This is a genomic window from Amycolatopsis sp. NBC_00345 (assembly GCF_036116635.1).
Lineage (GTDB): Bacteria > Actinomycetota > Actinomycetes > Mycobacteriales > Pseudonocardiaceae > Amycolatopsis.
Genome location: NZ_CP107995.1, coordinates 158,248 through 183,396, shown reverse-complemented (window position 1 = coordinate 183,396; position 25,149 = coordinate 158,248). Strand labels below are relative to the sequence as shown.

Below are 25,149 nucleotides of genomic sequence, written 5' to 3'. Positions count from 1 at the left end.
TGTTTCGCGCTTGTCAGCGTTCGGCGGAGTTCCGTTATCCGCTCGAAACACGGCTCAGCGGGGCGTGAGCACGCAGAACTCGTTCCCTTCGGGGTCGGCGAGCACCACCCACGGCACGTCGCCCTGCCCGACGTCGGCAGGTGCCGCCCCGGCCGCGACCACCTGTACGACCGCCGCCGCGTGGTCCTCCCCTGCGTGCGGGGCGACGTCGAGGTGCAGCCGGTTCTTGCCGAGTTTGTGATCAGCCGAGCGCAGGAACTCCAGCCACGGCCCACGCCCGGACGGCGCCCGCAGCCCGACGATCACATCCTCCGCCGACGACACCGGCCAGCCGGTGAGCGCCGACCAGAACCCCGCCAGCCGCGCGGGCTCCCCGGCATCGACGACGATCGCCGCCACCGCCCCCGAATCCGCGTACTCCTCGCGCGGCTCCAGTACGCAGAACGCGTTCCCTTCGGGATCGGCGAGCACCACCCACGGCACATCACCCTGGCCGAGGTCCAACCGGCGCGCGCCCAGCTCCAGCGCGCGCTCCACGCGCTCGGCCTGGTGCGCCGCCGAGGTACTCGCCAAGTCGAGGTGGATGCGGTTCTTGGCCACCTTCGGCACCAGCGGCGGCGCGGGCGGCGACGGTGCCAGCGATACAGGTGGCACTGGCACTGGCACGAAGATCAGGTCAAGCTCCCACCCGTCGTCGGGGGGTGCGTGGACCTCGACCTCGTCCGGTAGGTCGGCGGCTGCCTGCCAGCCGAGCAGCGCGGCCCAGAAGCTTGCGAGCTCCTGGGGCCGTGCCGCGTCGACCACCAGGTTCACCAAACGCGTAGCCATCCCGCCAAGTTAGCGGCGGGCACCGACAAAAAACGCCGCCGCGCAGGAATCGGCGCTGCGCCGAAACACCTACCGACAGAAACCGGAAAAGCTTCCCCACTCTCCGGTTCAGCGGGTGGCGAGCCGCAGCAGGGCCCAGACCTGGGCGGCGAGGTCGTGGCCGCCGGTGACGGTGACGGCCGTTGGGGCCGCGCGGCCCCAGAGCCACAGGTAGACCCGTGACGCTTCGGCCTCGACTAGTTCGTCCGCGGCCTCGGCCTCCTCGGCGGAACAGCGCCAAGCGACTGTCTCGTCGGGGCCCGCGCGGGCGATCCAGCTGTGCCCGCCGGTGCGGATCCCCACCGTGCCGTGGCGAGTGCCGGCCAGGCCCATGGTGGCGAGCTTCTGGTCGAAGTACAGGGTGAGCACCTCGTCCACGCCGTCGGCGGCCAGGTCGTCCGGGACCGGGGAGTGCGCCACGCCCGCGGCGCGCTCGGCGTCGAACCGGTGGACCAGGGTTTCGTGCAGCATGCGACGGCGCCAGAAACCGTACGTCGGGTCCGCGGGCCACCAGGTGGACGCGCGCGCCGACGGATCGTGCGCGGCCAGCTCGGCCAGCAGCGCCTCCCGGCCGGCGTCGAAGTACTCGGCCACCGGCTCGCCCGGCAGCGGGCCGCGCTGCCAGTGGACGGGCCGGTGCCCTTCCGTCATCCATCCCCACGCGAGCCGGTAGATGCTGCCGACGTGCCGGAGCAGCTCGTTCAGCGTCCAGCCCGGCGTGGTGGGCACCGGGCTGTCGGGCGACGCCGCGTGGGCCACCTCCCCGAGCACCCTCGCCTCGACCCCGAGGGCTTCGAGCAACCGGCCATGGTCGACCGGACCTAGCTCACGCGACATGGGCTTCGCCCGTTATCGGCTCTCCGTGCACGACACGGCGGACGACCTCAAGAAACAACGACGTGGCGCGCAGCAGGTCCGCCGCCGACTCGGCGGTGACCCGGCCGGTGATGCCGGCCTCCGCGGCGGCGCGCGTGGCCGAGTTGGCCGCGAAGAACGCCGACCACTCCCGGAGCTCGGGCGCGACGGCGTCGAGCAGGACCCAGCCGCTGGCCGGGCGGGACCGTCCCCGGCTCGGGCGGCCGCGCGCGGCGAGCACCGCCGCGGCGCCGCGCAGCGCGGACAGATAAGCCCCGATGAACCGCTCCGCCGGGTCACGCTCGCGCTCGGCGCCGGCCAGCCCGCGCTTGGCCTGGGCGAGCAGGGCGACCGCGGCCGGCGGCGCGGGCGGCCGCAGCGACAGGGGCAGCTGCGGCTGCCCGGGGTCCGCGGGGGACACGACCGAGACGGACATGACAACCCTCCTCCTGCTCGGGTGAGCTCCGGCCCGATGCCCGGCGCCGAGGCGCTTCCCCCGCCCCCGCGCCGGGCACCGGCCGGTGCGCGCTCACCAGGTGTCGAACGTCTGTTCGAACGATTTCCAGAGTAACCCCAGGTGCCGCGTTCGCTCAACCCCGCCGGTGGATTCCGGGGGCGTGGCGCGGGACACGGTGCCGGTGGCGTGGTCTCATAACCGCATGAGCTCGCTCGACCATCCCGCCGTCGCCAAGGTCACAGCCGTGCTGGCCGAGTCCGGCCAGCAGGCCGCCGCCGACGGCGTCCGCGTGCTGCCCGCCGAAGTCCGCACCGCCGCGCAGGCCGCGGAAGCGCTCGGCGTACCGGTCGGCGCCATCGCCAACAGCCTCGTCTTCCGGGCCCGCACGGCCGACGGCACGGAGACGGCGCTGCTCGCCCTCACCTCGGGCGCCCACCGCGCCGACCCGGCCCGGCTGGCCGAGCTCTCCGGCCTCACCGACGTGGGCAAGGCCGACGCCGATTTCGTCCGCGAGCACACCGGTCAGCCCATCGGCGGCGTCGCGCCCGTCGGCCACCCCGCGAAGCTGGTGACGCTGGTGGACACGGCGCTGCGCGCGTACGACGTGGTGTGGGCCGCGGCCGGGCACCCGAAGTCGATCTTCCCGACGACCTTCGACGGCCTGGCGGAGCTGACCGGGGCCACCGCCGGTGCCCTGGCGGGCGAAGGGGAGAATGACCGATCGTGACCGCGACGTCCTCCGGGTGCTTCCGCTACGTCCAGCTGTCCGCGGACGAGTTCCGCGCGCGCCTGCCCGAGGCGCTGGCCATCTACGTGACCGCGATGCGCTACCCGGACGGCACCGCCGAGCAGCGGGCGCCGATGTGGCTGACGCACGCGTTGCGCGCGGGCTGGCGCTGCATGGCCGCCCTCGACGCCGATGACGAACTGCTCGGCATCGCCTACGGGTACAAGGGCCGCGCCGGGCAGTGGTGGCACGAGCAGGTGCGCCAGGGGCTGACCCGCCGCTCGGGCGCGCCGGAGGCCGACCGCTGGCTCACGGACTACTTCGAGCTGACCGAGATCCACGTGCGCCCGGAGAACCAGGGCAAGGGCATCGGCGAGGACCTGCTGCGGCGGCTGCTCGACGGCGTGCCGAGCGCCAACGTCCTGCTGTCCACCCCGGAGGGCACCAGCCGGGCGTGGAAGCTGTACCGCCGCATGGGTTTCCTCGACGTGCTGCGCGACTACCACTTCACCGGCGACCCGCGGCCGTTCGCGATCCTCGGGCGGCCCCTGCCACTCGACGCGCAGTAGCGTCACCTCGGCTCGGGCCGCCAGTAGCCGACCGCGAGCGCCGCGAGGAGCAGCACCGCGCCTCCCCACGCGAAGGCGCTCAGCCGTTCGTGCAGGAAGACGACCGAAAGCACCGTCGCGGTGAGCGGCTCCAGCAACGCGGACAGCGCGCCCAGCACGGGGTGGGCGCCGCCGAGGCCGCGGAAGTACGCGGCGTAGGCGACAGCCGTCGGGACGGCGCCGAAGTACACGGCCAGCAGCAGCACGTCGACGCGGGCGGGCAGGCCCATGCCGAACCACATCGCGGCGGGCGTCAGCAGCAGGCCACCGGCCAGGCAGCCGAACGCCGTGGTGGCCAACGGTTCGAGACCGTCGACGGGCTTCGCCGTGACGAGCGTGAGCACGGCGAACCCGGCCGCCGCGAGCAGTGCGAAGCCGAGGCCGCCGGCCAGCCGCGCGGGTGACGTCGCGACCTCCGGCGACCAGCGCAGCAGCACCAGCCCCGCGACGGCGCCGCCGACGGACACCAGCGTCCACAGGCGCGGCGCGCGGCGGTTCCGCACCGCGGAGACGACGGTGAGCACCACGGGTGCGGCGCCGATCGTGGTCATCGTCGCCGTGCTGACGGAGCTGAGCGAGACGGCGGCGAAGTAGCTGGTCTGGAACAGGGCGAACAGGCCACCCACCGCGAGCAGGCGGCGTAGCACTTCGGGCGTACGCGGCAGGCCTCGCAGACCGCCGGTGAGAGCGACGTACGCGGAGGCTGTGGCGCCTCCGACAAGCAGCCGGTACGCGGCCACAGCCAGCGGATTGAGCCCGGCGAGCTGGCCCAGCAGCGACCCGGCGAGCCCGCCGGTGCCCCACAGCACCCCGGCGAGCACCAGCGCGGCCGACGAACGGGCGCGCGCGGGCGAAGCGATCGAAAGAGACATCGGAAAACGCTCCAGCGTCGAAGGATTTCAGGACGTTCGACGACGCGGGGCGGACTTTTCAGGCCGTGACACGGCAGCACTGATCAGCCGCGGAGCCGACTCCGCGGCGGGCATCACCCCGCTCAGGCGTGGGGCGGCGGGGTGACGAGGAAGATCCGATGCACGGGCGGAAGCCTAGTGGCGGGGTTGCGGTGGGGACAGGGGTTTTTCGGTGGGTTGGGGCTCATCGCGGAAGAGAGCCGGTGAGATCAGCGGGTATCTTCACGCGGGACCATGTGCGCGGCGATCGTCAAAAAATCCTGCCGCGGAATGGGAAACAGTCCACGGCGAAATGGCAGACCCCAATGAGCGGGGTCCGTGACAAAAGACAACTGATCGACAAGTGGCTTCGCATCGACTCGCTCACAAGCGTGAAATGTGACCGCGAGCCGCCATGGCTGAAATTCGTCGCTGACATAGGCCTGGTAAGGCTTGTCGCCGGTGATGGTGGCCCACGCGGTGAACTGCCTGACGGGTTCACCTCCCCGTAAGTTCGTGCGCGGCGAGTAAAAGACCATCTCATCGCCAGGACGCGGCCGGCGAAGACGTGTGCCGGCACCGTGGTCCGCTTGTGTGAAGCCTCCCTGGATGGCCGCTTCAACGTGATCCAGGCTGACGGTGTTGATCCAGAATCGCCGATCGGGAGAAGGGACGGCGCGAGCCGGCCCGCCCGCGCCGGCCTCACTGTTCACTTTGCCGTCAGCCCCTCGACCAGTCCGGTCGTCGGCCGGCCGAGGAGCCGGGAAAGATCGTCACCGACCCGGGCGAAAACCCCGGCAGCGATGGTTTCATCGAGACCTGCCAAGAACGCGGCCAGCCCGCCGCCCATCCCCGAATTGATGAGCGCTCCCCGCAATTCTTCGGCAGTGACCGGCTGGTAAGCGACCTCTCGCTCCAGCACGACCGACATCGCTTCGGCAATGTCCGCGTAGGTGAAGTCCGTGTCACCCGAGAGGCTGTAAGTGACATTGTCGTGCCCAGCCGTGGTGACCACGATGGCCAATGCCTCAGCGTGCCGGGCATTCGCGTTCTTCGCGGCCTTGATGACCGACTCGTGCTGGGCAAGGCGATTCGGGTCGCCGCCCGAGATCAGCACAATGTCGGAGTGCCTGGCAACCAGCTCCTCGACGGCGGCTGAATCCGACAGATCAACGGCAGCGGTGCCGAACCCGGCGGCAGCAAGTTCCCCGAGGCGCACTTGGTTCCGACCGGCCGCGGTGATCGTTTCAGGACTGATTCCCCGGGCGGCCAGCGCGTCCAGGACATGGCGGCCGAGTGCTCCGGTAGCCCCGAAAACCAGGGTGCTCGCCTCAGCCACGGTCGTGGAGGGTGACCTGGTAGCCGTCGGGGTCGGCGAAGGTGAATGTCCGGCCGAAGGGGCCGTCGATCGGTGCGGAGACGATGGTGTGGCCGTCGGCGGCGAGGGCGTCGTGAATGGCCTGGACGTCGGTGGCGTGGAGCCAGATCGCGGCACCGATGCCGGGCTGGGTCACGGCGGCGAGATCGGTGCCGGGAAGGACGTCGCGGAGCGCGAACGCGATCGGCTTCGTCTCGAAGACGACGGCGTGCGGAGGTCCGGCCGGCGAGCGGACGAGGCCGAGGTACTGCTCGTAGAACGCCTGCGAAGCGTCCAGGTCACGCGCTTGCAGCGAGATGAAGTCGGGGCCGGTGGCGGGCAAGGTGTGCTCCTTCTCTTCGTGTCAGTCTTCTGACATAGCTCAATGTATGTCAGAATACTGACATGAGTCAAGACGGTGACGGCGTCGACCTGAACAAATCACTGGGCTACCTGCTGAAAGAGGCGTCAAGCGCGCTGCGGGCAGCCATGGAGGAAGTACTGCGGCCGCTCGGGATGAGCGTGACGCACTACTCCTGCCTCGAACTGCTGGCCCAACGACCGGGCCTGTCGAACTCCGAGCTCGCCCGGGGCGCGTTCGTGACCCGGCAGTCGATGAACGTGCTGCTCCAGACCCTGGAACGAGAGGGCCACGTGACCAGGCCCGCCGAGGCACCCGTCGGGAAGGCTCTTCCCACCCGGCTCACGCCACGCGGCCGACGGAGACTCGAGAAGGCGACCATCGCGGTCCGGTCCGTCGAGGTCAGAATGCTGGCCGGCCTGACCGAAACCGAGCAGTCAGGCGCGTTCCAGATCCTGCGGAGCATGATCCATTCCCTGCGCGACGGCAACGACGGTGCCTGACAGCGGAGGCCTCCTCACCCAGCGGATCGAGCTGGGTGAGGAGGCCTCCGTGGGAAACCCGCGCCGTGGGATCAGTTCAGCTGGGAAAGCTGGTCGCGCAACGTGTCCAGGCCCATGCCGCCCATCTGGAGGGCCAGGGTGTGGAACTGCTTGATGTCGAAGGACTCCCCCTGGCGGCGGCGGGCGTCGTCGCGGGCGGCGAGCCAGAGGCGTTCGCCGAGTTTGTACGAGGGGGCCTGGCCCGGCCAGCCGAGGTAGCGGTCGATCTCGTCGTGGACGTGGGCCTGGTCGGTGATCGTGCGGGTGAGCATGAACTCCAGGCCCAGCTCCGGGGTCCACCGCTCGCCCTCGTGGAAGCCCGTGCCCGCCGGGATCTCCAGCTCCAGGTGCATGCCGAGGTCGACGACCACGCGGGCGGCGCGGAACAGCTGCTCCGACAGCATGCCGAGCAGGTTCCCGTCGTCGGCGAGGTAGCCGAGGTCCTGCATGAGGCGCTCGGCGTACAGGGCCCAGCCCTCGCCGTGCGCGGAGATGAACGTCATCAGCCGCTGGTACTTCGTCAGCGAGCCCGCCTGGTTGACCGCCGTCGCGATCTGCAGGTGGTGGCCGGGGACGCCCTCGTGGTAGACGGTCGAGACCTCGCGCCAGGTGGTGAACTCGTCCTTGTCCGCGGGCAGCGACCACCACATCCGGCCCGGGCGGCTGAAGTCCTCGCTCGGCCCGGTGTAGTACGCGCCGACGCCGCCGCCCGGCGGGGCGATCCGGCACTCCAGCGCCATCAGCCGGTCGGGGATGTCGAAGTGCTTGCCGCGCAACGACTTCAGCGCGTCGTCCGACAGCGACTGCATCCACGCTTCGAACTGGGCCCGGCCCTTCACGCGGTAGCGCGGGTCGGCGTCGAGCACCGCCGCGGCCTCCGCGACGGTGGCGCCCGGCCGGATCCGGTCCGCGACGACGCGCATCTCGGCGTCGATGCGCGCGAACTCGTTCCAGCCCCACTCGTAGGCCTCGTGCAGGTCGAGCGCGGCGCCGACGTAGTAGCGCGACCACAGCTTGTAGACGTCCTCGCCCACCGCGTCCTTGGCCGGCGCGCGCGGCGCCAGCTCGGCGCGCAGGAAGCCCGCGAACTCCGCGAACGCCTCCTCCGCCCCGCGCGCGCCCGCGGCGAGGTCGTCCTCCAGCCCGGCGGCGGCCTTGTTGCCGGCCGCGGCGCCCACGAGCCCGGTGAAGAAGCCCGGCCCGTCCTTGAGCCCCGCCCAGGTCTCGCACTGCTCGGCGACCTTGGCGATCTGGCGCAGCGCCGAAACGTGGCCGTCGTCCGCCGCGGCCAGCAGCGACGCGCGGATCCCGGCGAGCGCCGCGGGCACCTTCCCGAGCCGGGCGGCGATGTTCCGCCACTGCCCGGCGGTGTCCATCGGCATCAGGTCGAACACCATGCGCAGGTCCTGCACCGGGCTGGCGATCACGTTCAGCGCGGCCAGGTCGAGGCCGGCCTCGTGGATCTCGACGTCCAGGCCCACCCGCTCGGTGAACACGGCCTTGGCGACGCGCTCGCCCGCGTCGGCGGGCTCGGCGACGGCGATCTCGGCCAGTGCCCGCGCGGCGAGCGCGGCCCGGGCCGCGTGCCCGTCCGGCGAGTAGTCGGTGAGCTGGTCGTCGTAACCGTCGACGCCGAGCATGGTCGCGGAGACCGGGTCCACGGCCGCGTAGTCGTCGACGTACCGGTCGCAGATCCCGTGCACGCCCTCTTCGGTGGAAGCCATGCCGGGCACGCTACCGGGCCGTTACAACTTGGCGACACATACTTAAGCCCGGGCCGGCACCAGCCCCAGCCTGCCCACCACCTCACGCGTGGCCTTGGACCGGTTGAACGTGTAGAAGTGCAGGTCGGGCACGCCTTCGGAGAGCAGCTTCTCGCACAGTTCGGTGACCACGTCGATCCCTTCCGCGCGGAAGGCCTTGGGGTCATCCGAAAGTGGCTCGAGCCGGTCCAGCAGCCGCTGCGACGCCGGCACGCCCGCCAGCTTGACAGTGGTGTGCAGCGTCCGCAGCGTGGTCAGCGGCATGATGCCGGGCAGCACCAGCGCGTCGCAGCCCGCCGCGGCCACCCGGTCGCGCAGCCGCAGGAAGTCCTCGGCCTCGAAGAACAGCTGCGCGATGGCGAAGTCGGCGCCCGCGCGGAACTTGCGGACCAGGTACTTCGTGTCCGACTCCAGGTCCGCTGAGCGCGGGTGCCCGTACGGGAAGGCCGAGACGCCGACGCAGAAGTCGCCGAGCGAGCGGACCAGATCGACCAGCTCCTCGGCGTACTTGAGCCCTTCGGGGTGCGGGACCCAGTCGCCGTAGACGTCACCCGGCGGGTCGCCGCGCACCGCGAGGATGTTGCGGACGCCGACGGCGGCGTACCAGCCGATCACGTTGCGCAGCTCCGTCACCGAGTGGTTGACGGCGGTCAGGTGCGCCATCGGGCAGAGCGTGGTCTCCGTGGCGACGCGGGCGATGCTGCGGATGGTGCCGTCGCGGCTGGAGCCGCCCGCGCCGTAGGTGATGGACATGTAGGCGGGGTCCAGCGGTTCGAGCTCGCGGATGGCCTTCCAGAGCACGGCCTCGTCGGCCTCGTCCCGGGGTGGGAAGAACTCGATGGAGAACGCGGGCGCGTCCCCCCGCAACCGCTCGATCACCGACGTCATGGAACGAAATGGTAGTGGGCGAAACCGGGCGCGGGCAGCCCCGGCGCGTGGCCTTGACCACGGGTACGGTCGAGGCACAGCCGCGCGAGGAGTTTCAATGATGGTGTCAAGCAGCAGCTGTGGTTGTGACCGGTGGTGAGGGATGGAACTCGCGGCCGTCTCGCAGCAACGCCCAGATGACGTCGACCAAGCGGCGGGCCAGGGCGATCAGGGCCTGGGTGTGCCGTTTCCCCTCGCCACGTTTGCGCAGGTAGAAGACTCGCGATGGGCCGTCGGGACGTTTGATCGACGACAGCGCGGCCAGGTAGAACACCCGGCGCAGGCCACGGTGATAACGCTGCGGGCGGTGCAGGTTGCCCCGCACCCGTCCGGAGTCGCGGGGCACCGGCGCGAGACCGGCATAGGCAGCCAGGTGGCCGGAGCTGCGGAAGGCGGCTCGCAGGTCGCCGCCGGTGCCGGCGAGCAACTGAGCGCCGAGGATGGGGCCGAAGCCATCCACGCTGGTGATATGCCCGGAGCTGGGGTGTCCGGCGAACCGCTCACCGAGCTGCTTGCCGAGATCCTTGATCTCCCGGTCCAGCTCCAGCAACTGCCGTGCCAGGCGTGCGACCAACGGCGCGGTCACCGATTCTCCCGGCAGGGCAACGGTTTGCTCGGCCGCGGCAGCCAGCGCTTTGTCCACCATGGACGGAATACCCTTGGCCCAAGCACCGTGCTCGGTCAGGTAGCCCGACAACCCGGACGCCTCGGCCGTCCGGACGCTGTCCGGGGTCTGGAAACCGGTGAGCAGGACCAGCGCGGAGCGGGTGGAGTAGTCGAACGCTCGTTCCAGCGAGGGAAAGATGCTCGCCAGCAGTTCGCGGATCCGGTTGACCCCGCGCACCCAGTCGGCCATCAGGTCCTCCCGCCGCGCGGTGAGCACCCGCAGATCGGTCACCACCGCGTCCGGGCTGGTGATCGGGGTCAGGTCCCCGCGCAGACGAGCGGTTTCAGCGATCGTGCGGGCGTCTTTGGCGTCGGTTTTGCCTTCCCCGGCGAACGCTCCGGCCATCCGGTTGACCAGCCGGCCCGGCACCGACACCACCGGCTGGCCGGTGGCCAGCAGCAACGCGATCAGCAGGCTTGCGGCACCGGAGGTCATGTCCACCGCCCACACCACCCCGGACGCTTTCGTGGTGGTGCGGGTGATCAGCTGCTCGATCACGGCCTGCCCGTTGGCCACCTTCCGCGAGAACACGATCGTGCCGGTCTCGTCCACCGCGCACGCATGGTGGAAGCCCTTGCCAACGTCGATCCCGACCCACATCTTGCGCACTGCCACGCAGCCCACCGTCCCGTCTTCACAGCTCAACCCCGTGGACAACCCCGCCAGCAGCTCCATAAACAGCGACCACGCGCAGATCTCAATCAGCGGCCAGGGCGTCCAGAACGACAGAGCGGCCACTCCTCGAAAGCCACCACACAAGGCAAGCAGTCATCAGCCACACCCCATCGCCCTGGGCATCCAGAACATCCCGTCCCGAACACCACCAATCTTATGGAGCCGTCATGAGCGAGCTAACGAGCGAATCGACCGGCATCCGGGCCACGACGGGCCCCGGTGAGGTGGGTCGCGGGAGCCTGGACACCGCCTGGGACGAGGACGTGCGAGTGGCCGTGTACCGGGCGTTCGCGGTGCACGGCCGGCCGCCGACCGCGCCGGAGCTGGCCGACGCCGCGCACGGCTCGCTGGCCGTGGCCAAGCAGGCGCTGCACCGCCTCGACGGCGCGCGCCAGCTCGTGCTGGACGAGTGCGAGCACGTGGTACTGGCTCACCCGTTCGCCGCGGTCCCGCTCGGCTTCTCCGTGATGGGCGCCCGCACGCTGTGGTGGGGCGGCTGCGCGTGGGACTCGTTCGCGATCCCGCACCTCGTGCCGGACGAGCCGGAGGTGCTGGTCTCGACCCGCTGCCCCGGCTGCGGCGAGCCGAGCGCGCTGGTCGTCGGCCGCGAAGCACCGCCGAAGGGCGCGCAGGTGGCGCACTTCCCCGTGCCCGCGGCCCGCATGTGGGACGACGTGCGGCACACCTGCTCGCTCCAGCGGCTGTTCTGCGACGAGTCCTGTGTGGACGAATGGGCCGGGGAATCGGGCACCGGCAAGGGATCCGTGCTCGACCTGGACACGCTGTGGCACCTGGCGAGCGGCTGGTACGCGGGCCGCCTCGACCACGGCTACCGGCGGCGCGAGCCGGCCGAGGCGGCGGACTACTTCCGGGGCGTCGGGCTGACCGGGGCGTTCTGGGGCGAGTAGCCGACGGTCTTCCCGTCGAGCAGGCAGGTCGCCACCGGCGACGGCAGCGGCGTGGAAGTCAGCGTCACCACGTCCCGCGGGCACGGCGGCGGTGGTTCCGGCCCGCTGCCCGCCGACACGAGCGCGATCACCGCGGCGACGCCGCCGGCCACCACCACCGCGCCGGCCCCCGCCCACACCAGCCCGCGCCGCGGCTTTCCCCGCGGCGGGGCCGAAATCGCGACGGGCGGACGCGGCGCCGGAGCGGGCCGGAACGTCGGAACCCGGGCCAGGCCGACCTCGAACGGCGTCGACTCCTCCGCCCGGAACGCCTCCTCGCCGGCGAGGAACCGGCGGTAGACGGCCAGCGCGATCGCATCCGTCCGGGCGAGGGCAGCGCCGGCGTCGGCCGGTTCACCGCGCGGGCACAGGAGCCCGTGCAGCAGGACGAGCGGCCGGCCGTACTCGTCGCGGGGCTCGCCGCCGGCGTCGGCCGTCGTCACCGCGTGCTCGGCCCAGGTGAGCGTGCCGAACGGGGTCGAGGCGGTGCGGAAGGACACGTCGTCCAGCGGCACGGCGGTTTCCTCCAGGAACCCGTGCTCGCCGAGGAAGCCCGGCACGAGCAGCGCCGAGTAGCCGCGCCGCCGTCCCCGCGCCACGAGGAACGGCCACGCCTCGCCCGTCACCAGTCACCCCAGCGGTCGCCGCCGAGGCGGGAGTCGGGCAGCTTCGCCTCGAGCACCGCGACCTGCCGCTGCAGCTCGCCGACGACCCGTCGCCGGGCCTGGACGAACTCCTCCGCCCGGCGGTCCGCCTCACCGAGCCGCGCCAGCCGGGCGCTGTGCTCCGCCGGGTCGTAGCCGCGCGGGCCGAGCGTGTCGAGCAGCAGCGACAGGCCGGACTCCGCGACCACGCCCGCACCGACCGAGGAGATCAGGATCCGCGCGGCCTTTCCCGTGACGTACGTGCCGAGCGTCCGCAACGCCTCCCCAGGCCCCATCCGCACCCGCCGCTGCGCCGCGGCGAGCAGCTCGGCCCGCGTCGCGTGGTCGAGCGACATCTCGGTCTGGCGCAGGATGTCCGGCACCACCACCGAAAGCGCGGCCTCGACGTTCGACGGCCGGAACCGGCCGCCGGGGTTCTTGCGCACCGCGCCGTCGCGGTACTCGGCGAAGTCGTGCCCGACGGCGGTGACCGGGATCAGCCGCACGATCCGCCGGGCGCTGTGGACCTTGACCAGGTCGGCGAACCCGGGGGTGTCCATCAGCCGCTCGCGCACCATCCGCAGCCGCTCGTTCTCGTCCGGGTGCAGGTGGTCGAGCAGGTCCCACTTGGTGATCACGAAGACGATCGGGCTGCGCACCGGCAGCATCGCGTTGATCATCGCGTCGAGCGACGCCTCGAGCATCAGCTGGCCGCGCTGGTCCCCGTTGTGGGCCTGGAGCAGGCGGAAGCCGTCGATGATGCCGACCAGCGCGTCGGCGCCGGCGATCGCCTTGAGCAGCGTGGCCTGCGCGGTGGAGCCAGGCGCGTCCGGGTCGGTCAGCAGTTCGCCGGGGTACTCGAGGTAACCGAGCTTCACCACGGGCTCGGCGTCCGCGCCGACCTGGGTCATCACGCTGAACTCGAACTCGCGCAGCTCGCCGCGGGTGGTCCCGCGCGGCCACTCCTCGGTGACGTCGGCGGCCTTGCGGTACCAGCGGTTCAGCTCGATCAGCTGCTCGTGCGGCACGCGCAGGTAGAAGCCGCGGTCGCCCGGCGTCTGCAGGCGGCGGTAGATCCCGGTCAGCAGCAGGGTCTTGCCCGAGCCCTGCAGGCCGAGCGTCACAATGCGGAACGCCGGGATGCCGCCGGGCGGGCCGGTCAGGTTTTCCTTGGTGCTCTTGCGCTTCCGGCGCCGCAGGGCCAGCCCGATGGCCAGCGCGCCGAGGCCGAGCACGAGAATCGGCAGCAGGGTTGTCATGGTCGCTCCACCTCTCCCTCTTGAGCAGACGGAGTCGTGGGCGGACGCGGTGATACAGCCGGTTCGTGAGTTTCAGGAACCAGCGCCGACGCAGACGAAGCCCGCCGCAGCGGCGGCCGCGGCCGGGCCCTGTCCCCGCACCGCCTGCTGGGCGCGGGCCAGCGCGACGGCCGCCGGGTGGCCGTCGGCCAGCAGCCGGTGCAGCTCCACCATCAGCGGCGCGGTCTCGGCGTCCGGGATCGGCACCACGGAGGCGACGAGCTGCGCGGCGCCGTTCGCGACGAACGCCGCGCCCAGCCCGAGCAGCTCGTCGCCGGTGCAGACGACCGAGCGGCCGCTGTCGCACGCGGCGAGCACCACCGTGTGCGGCACCCGGCCGAGCCGGTCGAGGTCGTGGGCGAACAGCGGCCCGTCGTGCAGCCGGAGGCTGGAGAACAGCGGGTGGTCGACGGCCAGCGTGCCGTGGGCGGCGAGGTGCGCCAGCCGCGCCTTGGCCAGTTCGGCGAGCACGACGTCCACGCCTCCGTCCGTGATCGGCTCCACGTGGTGGATCGCCGCGATCGCCTCGGCCTCGGCGACCGCGCCGGCGAGCCCGGGCCCGGCGGCCACCGTGACCGGCCCGGTCGCGGGCTCGCGGGCGTTCGCCGCGTGCCAGAGCGTGGCCGACGGCGAGACGGCGACCGCCCGGCCGGCGCACGAGGGCAGCACCGACCACGGCAGGCTGTGCAGGATCCCGGTCGGCACCACCACCAGCGGCCGTCCCGCCAGCTCGGGCAGCGGGCCGAACAGCGCTTCGTCGAGCCGGCCCGCGGCGTTCGCCAGCAGGTGCTCGGCGGCGGCCGCCGAAGCCGGGGCGGCGGCAACGTCGGCCATGCGGTGCAACGCGAACGGCAGCCGGTCGAGCAGGTCCGCCACGCGCGCGGCGGGGCCCAGCTCGTGGCGCCGCAGCCGGCCGTCGACCAGCGTGAGCGCCTGCAGCTCGCCGTCGAGGCGGAGCCATTCGACCAGCGCGCGCTCGCCGAGGGCGCGGCCCAGCTCGGCCACCCGCACGGGCTCGGTCGCCGGGGCACCGGCCGACCGGCTCTGCCGGATGTGGTCGCGGATCCGCCGCTCCAGCGCGGCCTGGCGAGGCAGCGTCGTCGCGGGGCCGGAGGCGTTCTCGGCCTCCCGCGCGGTGGAGCGCAGCTCGGCGAGCAGCCGGGCGAGCACCTCGTCGTCCGGCGGGCGGACCGGCGGGCGGGCGAGTCGGCCGGCCCGGCCGCGCTCGGCCCACTCGAACACCGCGTCCGCGCGCCCGCCCGCGACCGCCGTGCGCAGACCCAGCTCGGCGAGGTCGGTGCGCTGCGCGGCCGTGCGCGCGCGGAGGTCCGTGGCGCCGAGTGCGGCACCGTGGTCGTCGAGCACCCGGAGCCCGGACCGGACAGCGTGGACGACGCCCGCGTTGTCCCCAAAGTCCTTGCGCAGCAACGCTTCCGCGTACCAGCCGCGGGCCCGCAACGTCGCCGGGCCGCGCCGCCGGGCCGTGGACGCCTCCCGGAGCAGCCCGCGGCCGCGTTCGGGGTCACGGCGGGCGAGCGCGAGCCGTCCGGCGAACAGGCGGGCCTCCAGCTCGGCCGCGGGCCAGCCCGCGCCCGCCAGCACCCGCACCATCTCGGCGATCCGGGCGGACGCGACCCGCGGCGGCGGGCCGGACGTCCACCGCGCGCGCAGCCCGGTCAGGTAGGCCAGTTCGGCCCACGCGGCCCGGCCCTGGCGGGCGAACTCGCGACCGGCCGCACGCGCCTGCGCCACGGCCGTGACGCTGTCGTCGCTCAGCGACGCGGCTTGGGAGAGCACCAGCCGCACCTCGGGCACTCCCAGCAGGCGACGCTCCCGCCGGCAGGTGGCGACGGCCCGTTCGGCGGCGTCGCGGGCCTCGGCGACGAGCCCGGCCGAGAGCAGCAGCTCGGCCCGGTGGCGTTGCACCCAGCCCAGCTGCGCGCCGTGCTCGGCGATGATCCGCTCGGCGCGGCCCAGCTGCGCCAGCGCCGCCGGGATGTCCCCGCGCAGCGTCTCCACCAGGCCCAGGTTCTCGGCCACGATGCCCTCGGTGAGCTCGCGGCCGAGCTGCCGCGCGAGGCGCCCGGCCTCCAGCAGGTCCGCTTCGGCCGCCGCGAACGCGTGCCGGTCGGCCAGCAGGAACGCGCGGTTGATCAGCAGCCGCTGGACGCCGAGCAGGTCGCCGGTGGCCCGCAGGGTCGGCAGCACGGCGTCGAACTGGGCGAGTGCCTCGTCGAGCCGGCCGTCCATGTGCAGCACGATCGCGCGCTGGGCGAGCGCGCGGCCGGCCAGCGCGCCGTCGAGGTCGGGCACCGCGAGGTCGATCTCCCGCAACGCCGTGGCGGGCCGGCCCCGCTGCAGCAGCGCGAACGCCATCTTCATCCGCGCCTCGGCCGCGAGCGGCGCCGAGCCCGCGCGCTCGGCGCACCGCACCGAACGGCGGAAGTGGCGCAGCGCGTCGTCCATCTCGCCGCAGTGCAGGAGGGCGTGGCCCCAGGCCCGCTCGGCGACGGACCCGGCCGCCGTGTCCCGCTCCCGCGCCGCCGCGGCCACCGCTTCGCGCGCCGGCCCCAGCGCACGGGCGGGGTCGAGGTCGGCGAGCCGCACGGCGGCGTCCGCCAGTTCTTTTGCGCCGGGGTGATGCATCACAGCGCGCATTGGCGACTCCGGTAGGTAAGACCACCTCGAGAGGAATCTACTGAGATGACCGAAACACCGGAACAGCCGAACGGGCAGACCCTCCCGCTCGCCGCCGAGCTGAAGCCCCTCCCCGACGAGCTCATCGTCGACAGTGACGACCTGGCCGTGGTGCTCGACGCGCTGCGCGAGCTGAAGACGGACTGGGCGGAGGTCCTCGAAGACAGCCGGCTCGGCCTCGCCCGGCTGACCGGCGTGGAGTGCCTGGCCGGCGCCGTCGCCGACCTGCCGGCCAAGCTCAGAGCGGCCTTCGCCGCGTCCGCGGGCGGCTGGCAGCCGGAGGTGGACCTGCACTGGTCGACCCTCGGCTCGATCGGGTCCGCCGGGTCCAAGCCGATGGGCGTGGGCACGATCGGACCGGTCGCGGTCGGCACCGCCGGGTCGAAGCCCATGGGCGGGGGTGGCGATGGGTCGAAGCCGATGGGCGCGGGCGTGATCGGGCCCATCGCGGTCGGCACCGCCGGGTCGAAGCCGATGACCGCGGGCGACCCGATGGACGCGGGCCCCGTGGACCAGCCCGCCGCGGACGCACCGACCGGGGCGGGGGTCGCCGTGGCCATGATCGACACGCCGCTGTTCCGGCACCCGGTGTTCACCGGCCGCGACGTGCGGACCCGCGAATGGCACACGAAGGGGACCACCACGCTGCTGACCAACCGGGCCGGGCACGGCACGTTCGTCTGCTCCGTGATCCTCGCGCACGCCCCCGCGGCGCGGATCGAGGCCGACGGCGCGCTCGACAGCGCGACCAGTGAGGCGACCGAGTGGGAGGTGGCCCAGGAGATCGTGCGGCTCGGCGACCGGGCCGACATCCTGAACCTGTCCCTGGCGTCGCACACCCTCGACGGCGCCCCGTCGCTGGTGCTGCGCCGCGCGGTGGACCGGCTGCCCCGCCGGGTGCTGGTGATCGCGGCGGCGGGCAACCACGGGGAGACCGCGGACCCGCTGCTGACCGGGGCCACCCCGATGTGGCCCGCCGGCCTGCCGGGCGTGGTCGCGGTCGGCGCGATGGACCGGGACGGCATCCGGCTGCCGTTCAGCCCGGACGCGCCGTGGGTGTCCTGCCAGGCGGTCGGGTTCGAGGTTCGCGGGGCCTACCCGGGCGGCTGGGCGAAGTGGACCGGCACGTCCTTCGCCGCTGCCCGCGTGACCGGGCTGGTGGCGGCGCGGACGGTGCCGGGCCGGGTGAGCCCTGCGGAGGCGTTCGAACTGGTGCTGGACGACCCGGATTCAGGCGTCGAGCGGTACCACTGGTCGGGCCCGAACCCGGGAGAATGAGCCCCATGCGAGACGACCCGTCGGTGGTGGCGCTGGTCGCCAGTGCGCGTGATGGGGACCGCGGCGCGTGGGACGAGATCGTCGAGCGGTACGCGCCGCTGGTCTGGGCCGTCTGCGGCCGGCACCGGCTCTCCGGTGCCGACGCGGACGACGTCGGGGCGGCGGTCTGGCTGCGGCTGGTCGAGCAGCTGGGCCGGCTCCGCGAGCCGGCCGCGCTGCCCGGCTGGCTCGCGACGACCACCCGCCACGAGTGCCTGCGCCTGCTGCGGGCGAAACTGCGCGTGATCCCGGTCGAGGACGACCCCTTCCCCGACGAGGCCGTCGCGGCGGCGGACGAGTGGCTGCTGGCCGAAGAGCGCCGGCTCGCGCTGCGACGGGGTTTCGCCACCCTGCCCGAACGCTGCCGCCGGCTGCTGGAGATGCTGTTCGCCGACCCGCCCGCGGCGTACGCGCGGATCAGCGAGCAGCTCGGCCTGGCGGTCGGCGGCATCGGCCCCAACCGGATGCGCTGCCTCGGCCTGCTGCGCCGCAGCCCGCCCGTCGCCGCGCTGGCCCCGACCACGGCGGGAGGCTGAGATGCCGGACCACTGGGACTCCGACGAGGGGCTGCTGGCCGACCTCGGCGACGCCCTGCGCGGGCGGCGTGAAGTGCCGGAAAGCTTTGTCACAGCGGCAAAGGCGGCCTTCACCTGGCACACGGTCGACGCCGAGCTGGCCGAGCTGGCGGCCGATTCCGCCGCCGCGCCCGCCGGCACCCGCGCGGGCACCGGCGGGCACCGTTCGCTGACGTTCACGGCCGGCGGCCTCACCGTCTCCGTGGAGCTGACGCCGGACGCGCTGCTGGGCCAGCTCGTCCCGCCGTCGGCCGCCGCGGTCGAGCTCTGCCGGCCGGACGGGGTGGTCGCGAGCACGGCCGCCGACGAGGTCGGCTGGTTCACGCTGCGGCCCGCGCCCGAGGGCCTGTTCCGGCTCCGGGTGCGGACCGGAACCGGGCCCGACGTGCAGACGGAGTGGACGCGCGCGTGACGTCTCGTGCGCCACATCCGGGGCACCCGGCGCGAGCGGACCGCCGGGTGCCCCGGATGATGAAGGCATGGACGAGCCCGGATTCGACGCCGACCTGCCCGCCCGCGTCGAGGGCGCGCTGGCCGCGTTCCTGGGCCGGGCCGGCGAGCAGATCGTGCGCACCGAGCCCAGCGTGGCGGCCGGTATCGAGGCCCTGTCCGGGTTCGTGCTGGGCGGTGGCAAGCGGATCCGGCCGACGTTCGCGTGGTGGGGCTGGCGCGGTGCCGGCGGCGCGGCCTCCGGGCCGGGTGCCGAGGGCGCGCTGCAGGTGGTGTCGAGCCTCGAGCTGATCCAGGCCTGCGCGCTGATCCACGACGACCTGATCGACTCCTCAGACTCCCGCCGCGGTAACCCGACGGTGCACGTCGCTTCGGCGAAGCTGCACGCCGGCCAGGGCTGGCTCGGCTCCCCCGCGGCGTTCGGGCTGGCCACCGCGGTGCTGGTCGGCGACCTCGCGCTGGCGTGGGCCGACGACATGTTCGCCGACGCGCCGCTGCCCGCCAAAACCCTCGCCGCGGCACGCCCGGCGTGGCGCGCGATGCGCACGGAGGTGCTCGCCGGGCAGTACCTCGACGTCCGCACGCAGGCCGTCGGCGACGCTTCGCCCGAGGCCGCGCTGCGCATCGACCGGCTCAAGACCGCCGCGTACACCGTGCAACGCCCGCTGCACCTTGGCGCCGCGCTCGCCGGCGCGGACGACGAGCTGATCGGCACGCTGCTGGAGTTCGGCGGCGACGTCGGCGTGGCGTTCCAGCTGCGCGACGACCTGCTGGGCGTGTTCGGCGACCCGTCCGTGACCGGCAAGCCCGCGGGCGACGACCTGCGCGAGGGCAAGCGGACCCTGCTCGTCGCGCTGGGCCTGCAGCTGGCGCGGGAGCGCGGCGAGGACGCCGCGGCCGAGGTGATCGGCGACGCGATCGGCGCCGCCGACCTGTCCGACGCGAGTGTAGACACCGTGCGCGACGCGCTGACGGCCGTCGGCGCGGTCGACGCGGTCGAGCGGCGCATCACCGAGCTCACGGCCACGGCGATGGCCGCGCTCGAGCGCGCCCACCTGGCCGAGCCGGCCCCGGCGGCGCTGACCGAGCTGACCGGCCTGGCGACCCAGCGGACGTACTGATGGGCCGGACCGTCACCGGGCCCACCGACCACGTGGTGGTGGTCGGGGCCGGGCTGGCCGGGCTCTCGGCCGCGTTGCACCTGCTCGGCGCCGGCCGTCGCGTCACCCTGCTGGAGCAGGCCAAGACGCCCGGCGGGCGGGCCGGGCAGCAGGACTTCGGCGGCAACGCCGTCGACACCGGCGCGAGTGTGCTCACCATGCCCGAGCTGGTCGACGAGGCCTTCCACGCCGTCGGCGAGTCGCTGGCCGCCAACCTGCCGCTGACCCAGCTCGACCCGGCGTACCACGCGCGGTTCGCCGACGGCAGCACGCTGGCACTGCGCACCGACGGCGACGCCATGGAGGCCGAGATCCGCGCGTTCGCCGGGCCCGCGGAGGCGCGGGGCTACCGGCGGCTGCGGCGCTGGCTCACCGAGCTGTACGCCACGCAGAAGGACCACTTCATCGGCGCGAACTTCGACTCGCCGCTCGGCCTCGCCCGGCCGGAGCTGGTGAAGCTCGCGGCGCTCGGCGGCTTCGGCCGGCTCGGCCCGAAAGTCGAAACCTTCCTGCGCGACGAACGCGTACGCCGGCTGTTCTCGTTCCAGGCGCTGTACGCGGGCCTCGACCCGGCGCGCGCGATGGGCGCGTACGGCGTCATCGCGTACATGGACACCGTCGGCGGCGTGTATTACCCGCGCGGCGGCATGGGCGCGATCGCGCGGTCGATGGCCGGCGCCGCCGGGCGCGCGGGGGCCGACCTGCGGTTCGGCACCGAAGCCGCGTGGCTGGAGCGCGTCTCGTCGCGGGTGCGCGCGGTCCGGACGCGCTCGGGTGAGCGGATCGAGTGCGACGCGGTGGTCCTCGCGACCGAGCTGACCACGGCGTACCGGCTGCTCGGCGCGCGGCCCCGCCGGGTGCTGCCGTTGCGGTACTCGCCCTCGGCCGTGGTGCTGCACGGGCGCGCCGGCCGCTCGTGGCCGGAACTGGGCCACCACACGATCTTCTTCGGCGACGCGTGGGAGCGCACGTTCGCCGAGATCGTCCGCGAGGGCCGGCTGATGAGCGACCCGTCGCTGCTGGTCACCCGCCCGACCGCGACCGAGCCGGGGCTGGCCGGCGACGGCGGCGAGATCGTCTCCGTGCTCGCGCCGGCCCCGAACCTGCACCGCGGCCGCATCGACTGGCCGCGCGTCGGCGACGTCTACCGCGAGGAGCTGGTGCGCACGCTGGAGGCGCGCGGGCTGACGGGCTTCGGCAAGGAGTTCGCCGTCGACGAGCTGATCACGCCCGCGGACTGGTCGGCGCGCGGGCTCTCCGCCGGGACCCCGTTCTCGCTGGCGCACACGTTTTCCCAGACCGGCCCGTTCCGGCCCGCCAACCTGGTGCGGGCCGCGGGCAACGTGGTGCTCGCGGGCAGCGGCACCACCCCCGGCGTCGGCATCCCGCCGGTGCTGATCTCCGGACGACTCGCCGCGGAAAGGATCACCGGCCGGTGAACGAACTGGACGCCGCCGGCATCACCGGCCCCGCCCTGCGGTCCGCGTATGCCGAGTGCCGCCGCATCAACGCCCATCACGGCCGCACGTTCTTCCTCGCCACCCGGCTGCTGCCGGCGCGGGCGCGGCCGGCGGCGCACGCGTTGTACGGCTTCGCGCGGATGGCCGACGAGCTGGTCGACAACCCGTCGCCGGGCACCGACCCGGCGGTGGCGCTGGACAAGGTCGTGGACCTGGTCGACGAGGTCTACGACGGCGGCGCGCCCGCCGACCCGGTGCTCGCCGCGCTGGCCGACACCGTCCGCCGCTACGGCATCGAACGCGGGCTGGTGGACGCGTTCCTGCACTCGATGCGGATGGACCTGACGATCACGGAGTACGCGACCTACGCCGACCTCGCCGAGTACGTGCACGGCTCGGCGTCCGTGATCGGGCTGCAGATGCTGCCGGTGTTCGGCACGGTCGTGCCACTCGCGGACGCGACCCCGAGCGCCGCCGCGCTCGGCGAAGCCTTCCAGCTGACCAACTTCCTGCGTGACATCGGCGAAGACCTGGACCGCGGCCGGCTGTACCTGCCCACCGACGAGCTGGCAGCGTTCGGCGTGGACCGGGCGCTGCTCGTCGACTCGCGCCGTCGCCGAGTGCCGGACCCGCGGGTGCGCCGCGCGCTGGCCGTCGCGGTGTCGCGCAACCGCGCGGTCTACCGCCGCGCGGAGGCCGGGATCCCGTTGCTGCGCCCCGAATCCCGCCCGTGCGTGCGGACCGCGATCACGCTGTACGAAGGCATCCTGGACGAGATCGAGGCGCTGGACTACGACGTGCTGAACCGCCGCGCGGTGGTCGGCAAGGGACGGCGGCTGGCGGTCGCGTTGCCGGAGCTGGTCCAGGTCCGGCTTGGCGCATTCCGTGCTTCCGGGCTTACGCTCCGATCATGACCACTGCTTCGAACAGGCGGCTCCGGGTCGGCGTCCAGCTCCAGCCGCAGCACGCCGACTACGACAGCATCCGCCGCGCGGCCGCGGAGGCCGAAGAACTCGGCGTCGACATCATCTTCAACTGGGACCACTTCTACCCGCTCTACGGCGAGCCCGAGGGCAAGCACTTCGAGTGCTGGACGATGCTCGGCGCGTGGGCGGAGGCGACGTCCCGCGTGGAGATCGGCGCGCTGGTGACGTGCAACAGCTACCGCAACCCCGAGCTGCTCGCGGACATGGCGCGCACCGTCGACAACATCTCCGGCGGACGGCTCATCCTCGGCATCGGCTCCGGCTGGTTCGAGAAGGACTACGACGAGTACGGCTACGAGTTCGGCACCGCGGGCGGGCGGCTGAACAACCTGGCCGACTCCCTGCCGCGGATCGAATCGCGGCTGGACAAGCTGAACCCCGCGCCGACGCGCAAGATCCCGGTGCTGATCGGCGGCGGCGGCGAGAAGAAGACCCTCAAGCTCGTCGCGAAGCACGCCGACATCTGGCACGGCTTCGGTGACGCGGAGATCGTCGAGCGCAAGGTGAAGATCCTCGACCAGCACTGCGCGGACGTGGGCCGCGACCCGGCCGAGATCGAGCGCTCCTGCGCGGTGGAGGGCGGCCCGGACGAGCTGGGCCCGAAGCTCGTCGCGCAGGGCGTCTCCCTGTTCACCGTGGGCCTCACCGGGCCGGACTACGACCTGTCCAAGGTCAAGCCGTGGATCGCCTGGCGGGACCAGCAGAACGGCTGAACCCCGACAGTCACGAGGGCCCTCTCACCGCGGTGAGGGGGCCTTCGTCTTGGCCCGGTGCGACGCCACGCGTTCGCGGGTCGCGCAGCGCGTCGAGCAGTAGCGCCGCGGGCTGCCGCCGCCCAGGTGCGCGAACGGGCGCCCGCACGAAGGCGACGCGCACAACCCGCCCGGCGGCCCTTGCCGTTCGGCCAGCAGCCCGGCCAGCGCGAGCGCCGAGGACGTCACGAACCACGCGCCCCACGGCCCGTCGTCGGCCGCGTCGATGTGCAGGTGCCAGCCGAAGCCATCGTCGTGGGCCGTCAGCCGGGGCGGGCTCGCGTACTTCGTGAACAGCCGGTTGAGCACCTTCGCGGCGGCAGCGGAATCCGGCGCGGCGAACACCTCGCGCAGTTCGAGCGCGGCGTCGTGCAGCTCGGCGAGGTCGGCCGCGGCCAGCGGCTCGTCCGGCTCCCCGTGCGCCACCAGCACTTCGACGACCCGGGCCGGGTCGGGCGGTCCGGGCAGCAGCACGTCGAGCAGGTCCACCGCGCGGCGCACCGCCGAGCGGCCACCCGGGAAATCCGGCGGCGGAATGGTCATACCCCACTGTAACGTCTTGCTTGTGTTGAGCCGTTACCTGATCGGTGCGACGGCCGCCCGCAGTGGCGACGAGTCCTCCGGTCCCGCGTTGCTCCTGCTGGGGCTGAGTTCGTCGACGGCGGTCACGGGCTCGGCCCTGCTGGCCGCACTGACCATCGCGGCGGCGTTCGGCGGGCCGGTGCTGGGCGCGGTACTGGACCGGGCCCGCTCCCCCGGCCGGGTCCTGGCGACGGCGCTCGCCGGGTACGCCGTGGGGCTCGCGCTGATCACGGTGGCCTTCGGCCGCGTGCCGTTCGCACTGGTGCTGGCGACGGCGGCGCTCGCCGGCCTGCTCAACCCGGCGGTCGCGGGCGGCTGGACCGCGCAGCTGCCCGCGCTGGTCCCGCCAGAGCGGCTGCCGCGGGCGAGCACGCTCGACGCGATGACGTTCACCGCCGCGAGCCTGGCCGGCCCCGGGCTCGCCGGGCTGCTGGCGAACCTCGCGGGCGCGCCGTTCGCGCTCACCTTCGCGAGCGTGCTCGTCGCGGCGGCCGTCCCGGTCGCCTGGCACCTGCCGCGCCGGGCGGAGCGCCCGCGAAACCCGCAAAAACTCGCCGTCGCCGCACTGGTCCTGGTCCGCAACCGCCCGCTGCGCCGCGCGACCGTGACCACCACGCTGTCGTACGCCGGCATCGGCATGGCCATGGTCTGCTACCCGGTCCTGGGCATCCACCGGCTCGGCGGCGCGGGGTACGGCACGCTGCTGCTGACCGTCATGGCCGTGGCTTCCCTGCTCGCCAACGCCCTGCTGGCCCGCCGCCCGCCGCTCCGCCCACCGGACACGACGGTGCTGCTCAGCACGATCGTGCTCGGCGCGGGTTTCCTCGCGGCCGCGGCGGCGCCGAACGCGATCCTGCTGGTCGCGGCGGCCGTGCTGATCGGGTTCGGCGAAGGGCCGCAGCTCGCGGCCGTGTTCGCGGTCCGGCACCGGGAAGCGCCCGCGGACGTGCGGGCGCAGGTGTTCACCACCGCCGCGAGCGTGAAGATCGCCGGGATGGCCGCGGGCACGGCCTTCGCGGGACCCTTCGCCGGGCAATCTCCGACGGCGTGCCTGTGCGCCGCCGCGGGCTGCAACTCGCCGCCGCGATCGGTTACCTGGTGTGTTCACCGGCGACCGGGCCGCGGGACGGGCCGAAGGCTAGAAGGCCATCGCCTGCGCGCGGCGCTTGACCTCGGTGCCGTGGCTCGTGCGGAGCGCGTTCACCGGGGTCGCGCCCGGCAGCGTGTCGTCCTCCGTGAAGAGCCAGCGCAGCATCTCGGTGCGGCTGAAGCCGGAGTCCGCGAGCACGGTGATCGTGCCCGCCAGGCCCTTGACCACGCCGTCCTTGACGAAGAAGGCGCCGGGCACGAACAGCTCGCCGCCGCGTTTCAGCGCGATCAGCTGGCCTTCGCGCAGCATCTGGCGCACCTTGTTGACGGAAGTCCCGAGCGCTTTCGCCACCTCCGTCAGCGGAAGAACCGCGACCTCGGTGTCGAGCACGTCGTCGGCGACAGGTATCCCACTCACAGGTGACACTGTGCCACATTCGACCGGCCGTCCCATTGGTACGCACGGGTGACCTGCCAGGTCACCGCCAAGCCACCC

The 25,149-nt window shown here is 73.3% G+C and carries 26 protein-coding genes and 1 pseudogene; 12 read left to right on the top strand and 15 right to left on the bottom strand.

The window, feature by feature from the left end; translation table 11 throughout:
* Positions 1-54: 54 nt before the first annotated feature.
* The 3 genes from OG943_RS00875 to OG943_RS00865 all read right to left on the bottom strand — a co-directional run bounded on the left by OG943_RS00875 (position 55) and on the right by OG943_RS00865 (position 2,158).
* A complete protein-coding gene (locus tag OG943_RS00875) occupies positions 55-828 on the bottom strand; it encodes a VOC family protein (protein WP_328607725.1) in 774 nt (257 codons plus the stop codon).
* Positions 829-936: 108 nt separating this feature from the next.
* Entirely contained in the window at positions 937-1,704 is a 768-nt protein-coding gene (locus OG943_RS00870) for a maleylpyruvate isomerase N-terminal domain-containing protein (RefSeq protein WP_328607724.1), read from the bottom strand.
* Complete coding sequence (locus tag OG943_RS00865) at positions 1,694-2,158, bottom strand: SAV_6107 family HEPN domain-containing protein (RefSeq protein WP_328607723.1); 465 nt, start codon at positions 2,156-2,158, stop codon at positions 1,694-1,696. Before OG943_RS00865 ends, OG943_RS00870 begins: the two co-directional genes overlap by 11 nt.
* A gap of 223 nt (positions 2,159-2,381) precedes the next feature.
* On the opposite strand from OG943_RS00865, the gene OG943_RS00860 reads away from it, so the two are divergent.
* Both OG943_RS00860 and OG943_RS00855 read left to right on the top strand, forming a co-directional pair.
* Entirely contained in the window at positions 2,382-2,906 is a 525-nt protein-coding gene (locus OG943_RS00860) for a YbaK/EbsC family protein (protein ID WP_328607722.1), read from the top strand.
* Complete coding sequence (locus tag OG943_RS00855) at positions 2,903-3,475, top strand: GNAT family N-acetyltransferase (protein WP_328607721.1); 573 nt, start codon at positions 2,903-2,905, stop codon at positions 3,473-3,475. Before OG943_RS00860 ends, OG943_RS00855 begins: the two co-directional genes overlap by 4 nt.
* A 2-nt stretch (positions 3,476-3,477) precedes the next feature.
* Here the strand turns inward: OG943_RS00855 and OG943_RS00850 are convergent, their stop codons facing one another.
* From OG943_RS00850 to OG943_RS00835, 4 genes are all read right to left on the bottom strand, one after another.
* Positions 3,478-4,386, bottom strand: a complete 909-nt coding sequence (locus OG943_RS00850; protein ID WP_328607720.1) for a DMT family transporter — start codon at positions 4,384-4,386, stop codon at positions 3,478-3,480.
* 248 nt (positions 4,387-4,634) lie between these two features.
* Complete coding sequence (locus tag OG943_RS00845) at positions 4,635-5,117, bottom strand: EVE domain-containing protein (RefSeq protein WP_328607719.1); 483 nt, start codon at positions 5,115-5,117, stop codon at positions 4,635-4,637.
* Positions 5,114-5,743, bottom strand: coding sequence for an NAD(P)H-binding protein (locus tag OG943_RS00840; protein WP_328607718.1), 630 nt, complete (start codon positions 5,741-5,743; stop codon positions 5,114-5,116). The genes OG943_RS00845 and OG943_RS00840 overlap by 4 nt, the downstream gene beginning before the upstream one ends.
* Entirely contained in the window at positions 5,736-6,104 is a 369-nt protein-coding gene (locus tag OG943_RS00835) for a VOC family protein (RefSeq protein WP_328607717.1), read from the bottom strand. Before OG943_RS00835 ends, OG943_RS00840 begins: the two co-directional genes overlap by 8 nt.
* Before the next feature lie 62 nt (positions 6,105-6,166).
* Between OG943_RS00835 and OG943_RS00830 the strand changes: the two genes are divergently transcribed.
* Positions 6,167-6,625, top strand: coding sequence for a MarR family winged helix-turn-helix transcriptional regulator (locus OG943_RS00830; RefSeq protein WP_328607716.1), 459 nt, complete (start codon positions 6,167-6,169; stop codon positions 6,623-6,625).
* 71 nt (positions 6,626-6,696) lie between these two features.
* Here the strand turns inward: OG943_RS00830 and OG943_RS00825 are convergent, their stop codons facing one another.
* From OG943_RS00825 to OG943_RS00815, 3 genes are all read right to left on the bottom strand, one after another.
* The gene (locus OG943_RS00825) at positions 6,697-8,388 is read right to left on the bottom strand and encodes a DUF885 domain-containing protein (RefSeq protein WP_328607715.1); all 1,692 of its coding nucleotides are present in this window, start codon (positions 8,386-8,388) and stop codon (positions 6,697-6,699) included.
* A 42-nt stretch (positions 8,389-8,430) separates the two neighbouring features.
* Positions 8,431-9,315, bottom strand: a complete 885-nt coding sequence (locus tag OG943_RS00820) for a methylenetetrahydrofolate reductase (protein WP_328607714.1) — start codon at positions 9,313-9,315, stop codon at positions 8,431-8,433.
* A 106-nt stretch (positions 9,316-9,421) separates the two neighbouring features.
* The gene (locus OG943_RS00815) at positions 9,422-10,621 is read right to left on the bottom strand and encodes an IS110 family transposase (protein WP_442874770.1); all 1,200 of its coding nucleotides are present in this window, start codon (positions 10,619-10,621) and stop codon (positions 9,422-9,424) included.
* Positions 10,622-10,863: 242 nt separating this feature from the next.
* Between OG943_RS00815 and merB the strand changes: the two genes are divergently transcribed.
* Positions 10,864-11,604 carry an organomercurial lyase gene (merB, locus tag OG943_RS00810; protein ID WP_328607713.1) on the top strand — a complete coding sequence of 247 codons (741 nt, stop codon included), beginning with the start codon at positions 10,864-10,866 and terminating at the stop codon, positions 11,602-11,604.
* On the opposite strand, the gene OG943_RS00805 is transcribed toward merB, so the two are convergent.
* From OG943_RS00805 to OG943_RS00795, 3 genes are all read right to left on the bottom strand, one after another.
* The gene (locus tag OG943_RS00805; RefSeq protein WP_328607712.1) at positions 11,559-12,269 is read right to left on the bottom strand and encodes a hypothetical protein; all 711 of its coding nucleotides are present in this window, start codon (positions 12,267-12,269) and stop codon (positions 11,559-11,561) included. The two genes, merB and OG943_RS00805, sit on opposite strands and share 46 nt — an antisense overlap.
* The gene (locus OG943_RS00800) at positions 12,266-13,546 is read right to left on the bottom strand and encodes a hypothetical protein (protein WP_328607711.1); all 1,281 of its coding nucleotides are present in this window, start codon (positions 13,544-13,546) and stop codon (positions 12,266-12,268) included. The genes OG943_RS00805 and OG943_RS00800 overlap by 4 nt, the downstream gene beginning before the upstream one ends.
* A 72-nt stretch (positions 13,547-13,618) precedes the next feature.
* The gene (locus OG943_RS00795) at positions 13,619-16,243 is read right to left on the bottom strand and encodes a CHAT domain-containing protein (RefSeq protein WP_328607710.1); all 2,625 of its coding nucleotides are present in this window, start codon (positions 16,241-16,243) and stop codon (positions 13,619-13,621) included.
* Positions 16,244-16,288: 45 nt separating this feature from the next.
* Here OG943_RS00795 and OG943_RS00790 point away from each other — a divergent pair, with 45 nt between their 5' ends.
* From OG943_RS00790 to OG943_RS00760, 7 genes are all read left to right on the top strand, one after another.
* Entirely contained in the window at positions 16,289-17,560 is a 1,272-nt protein-coding gene (locus OG943_RS00790; protein ID WP_328607709.1) for a S8 family peptidase, read from the top strand.
* 5 nt (positions 17,561-17,565) lie between these two features.
* Positions 17,566-18,135: an RNA polymerase sigma factor gene (locus OG943_RS00785; protein ID WP_328607708.1), complete on the top strand. Its 570-nt coding sequence runs from the start codon at positions 17,566-17,568 to the stop codon at positions 18,133-18,135.
* A 1-nt stretch (position 18,136) separates the two neighbouring features.
* Positions 18,137-18,586 carry a hypothetical protein gene (locus OG943_RS00780; RefSeq protein ID WP_328607707.1) on the top strand — a complete coding sequence of 150 codons (450 nt, stop codon included), beginning with the start codon at positions 18,137-18,139 and terminating at the stop codon, positions 18,584-18,586.
* A 67-nt stretch (positions 18,587-18,653) separates the two neighbouring features.
* A complete protein-coding gene (locus OG943_RS00775; protein WP_328607706.1) occupies positions 18,654-19,745 on the top strand; it encodes a polyprenyl synthetase family protein in 1,092 nt (363 codons plus the stop codon).
* Positions 19,745-21,223: a phytoene desaturase family protein gene (gene crtI, locus OG943_RS00770; protein WP_328607705.1), complete on the top strand. Its 1,479-nt coding sequence runs from the start codon at positions 19,745-19,747 to the stop codon at positions 21,221-21,223. Before OG943_RS00775 ends, crtI begins: the two co-directional genes overlap by 1 nt.
* Positions 21,220-22,158, top strand: coding sequence for a phytoene/squalene synthase family protein (locus tag OG943_RS00765; protein ID WP_328607704.1), 939 nt, complete (start codon positions 21,220-21,222; stop codon positions 22,156-22,158). Before crtI ends, OG943_RS00765 begins: the two co-directional genes overlap by 4 nt.
* The gene (locus tag OG943_RS00760) at positions 22,155-22,943 is read left to right on the top strand and encodes an LLM class F420-dependent oxidoreductase (RefSeq protein WP_328607703.1); all 789 of its coding nucleotides are present in this window, start codon (positions 22,155-22,157) and stop codon (positions 22,941-22,943) included. The genes OG943_RS00765 and OG943_RS00760 overlap by 4 nt, the downstream gene beginning before the upstream one ends.
* A gap of 24 nt (positions 22,944-22,967) precedes the next feature.
* Here the strand turns inward: OG943_RS00760 and OG943_RS00755 are convergent, their stop codons facing one another.
* Positions 22,968-23,525: a CGNR zinc finger domain-containing protein gene (locus tag OG943_RS00755; protein WP_328607702.1), complete on the bottom strand. Its 558-nt coding sequence runs from the start codon at positions 23,523-23,525 to the stop codon at positions 22,968-22,970.
* On the opposite strand from OG943_RS00755, the pseudogene OG943_RS00750 reads away from it, so the two are divergent.
* Positions 23,518-24,510: pseudogene (locus tag OG943_RS00750) on the top strand (MFS transporter); the annotation flags it as partial. The gene OG943_RS00755 and the pseudogene OG943_RS00750 overlap by 8 nt on opposite strands.
* A gap of 192 nt (positions 24,511-24,702) precedes the next feature.
* Here OG943_RS00750 and OG943_RS00745 read toward each other — a convergent pair.
* Positions 24,703-25,071 carry an Rv2175c family DNA-binding protein gene (locus OG943_RS00745; RefSeq protein ID WP_328611955.1) on the bottom strand — a complete coding sequence of 123 codons (369 nt, stop codon included), beginning with the start codon at positions 25,069-25,071 and terminating at the stop codon, positions 24,703-24,705.
* Positions 25,072-25,149 lie beyond the last annotated feature (78 nt).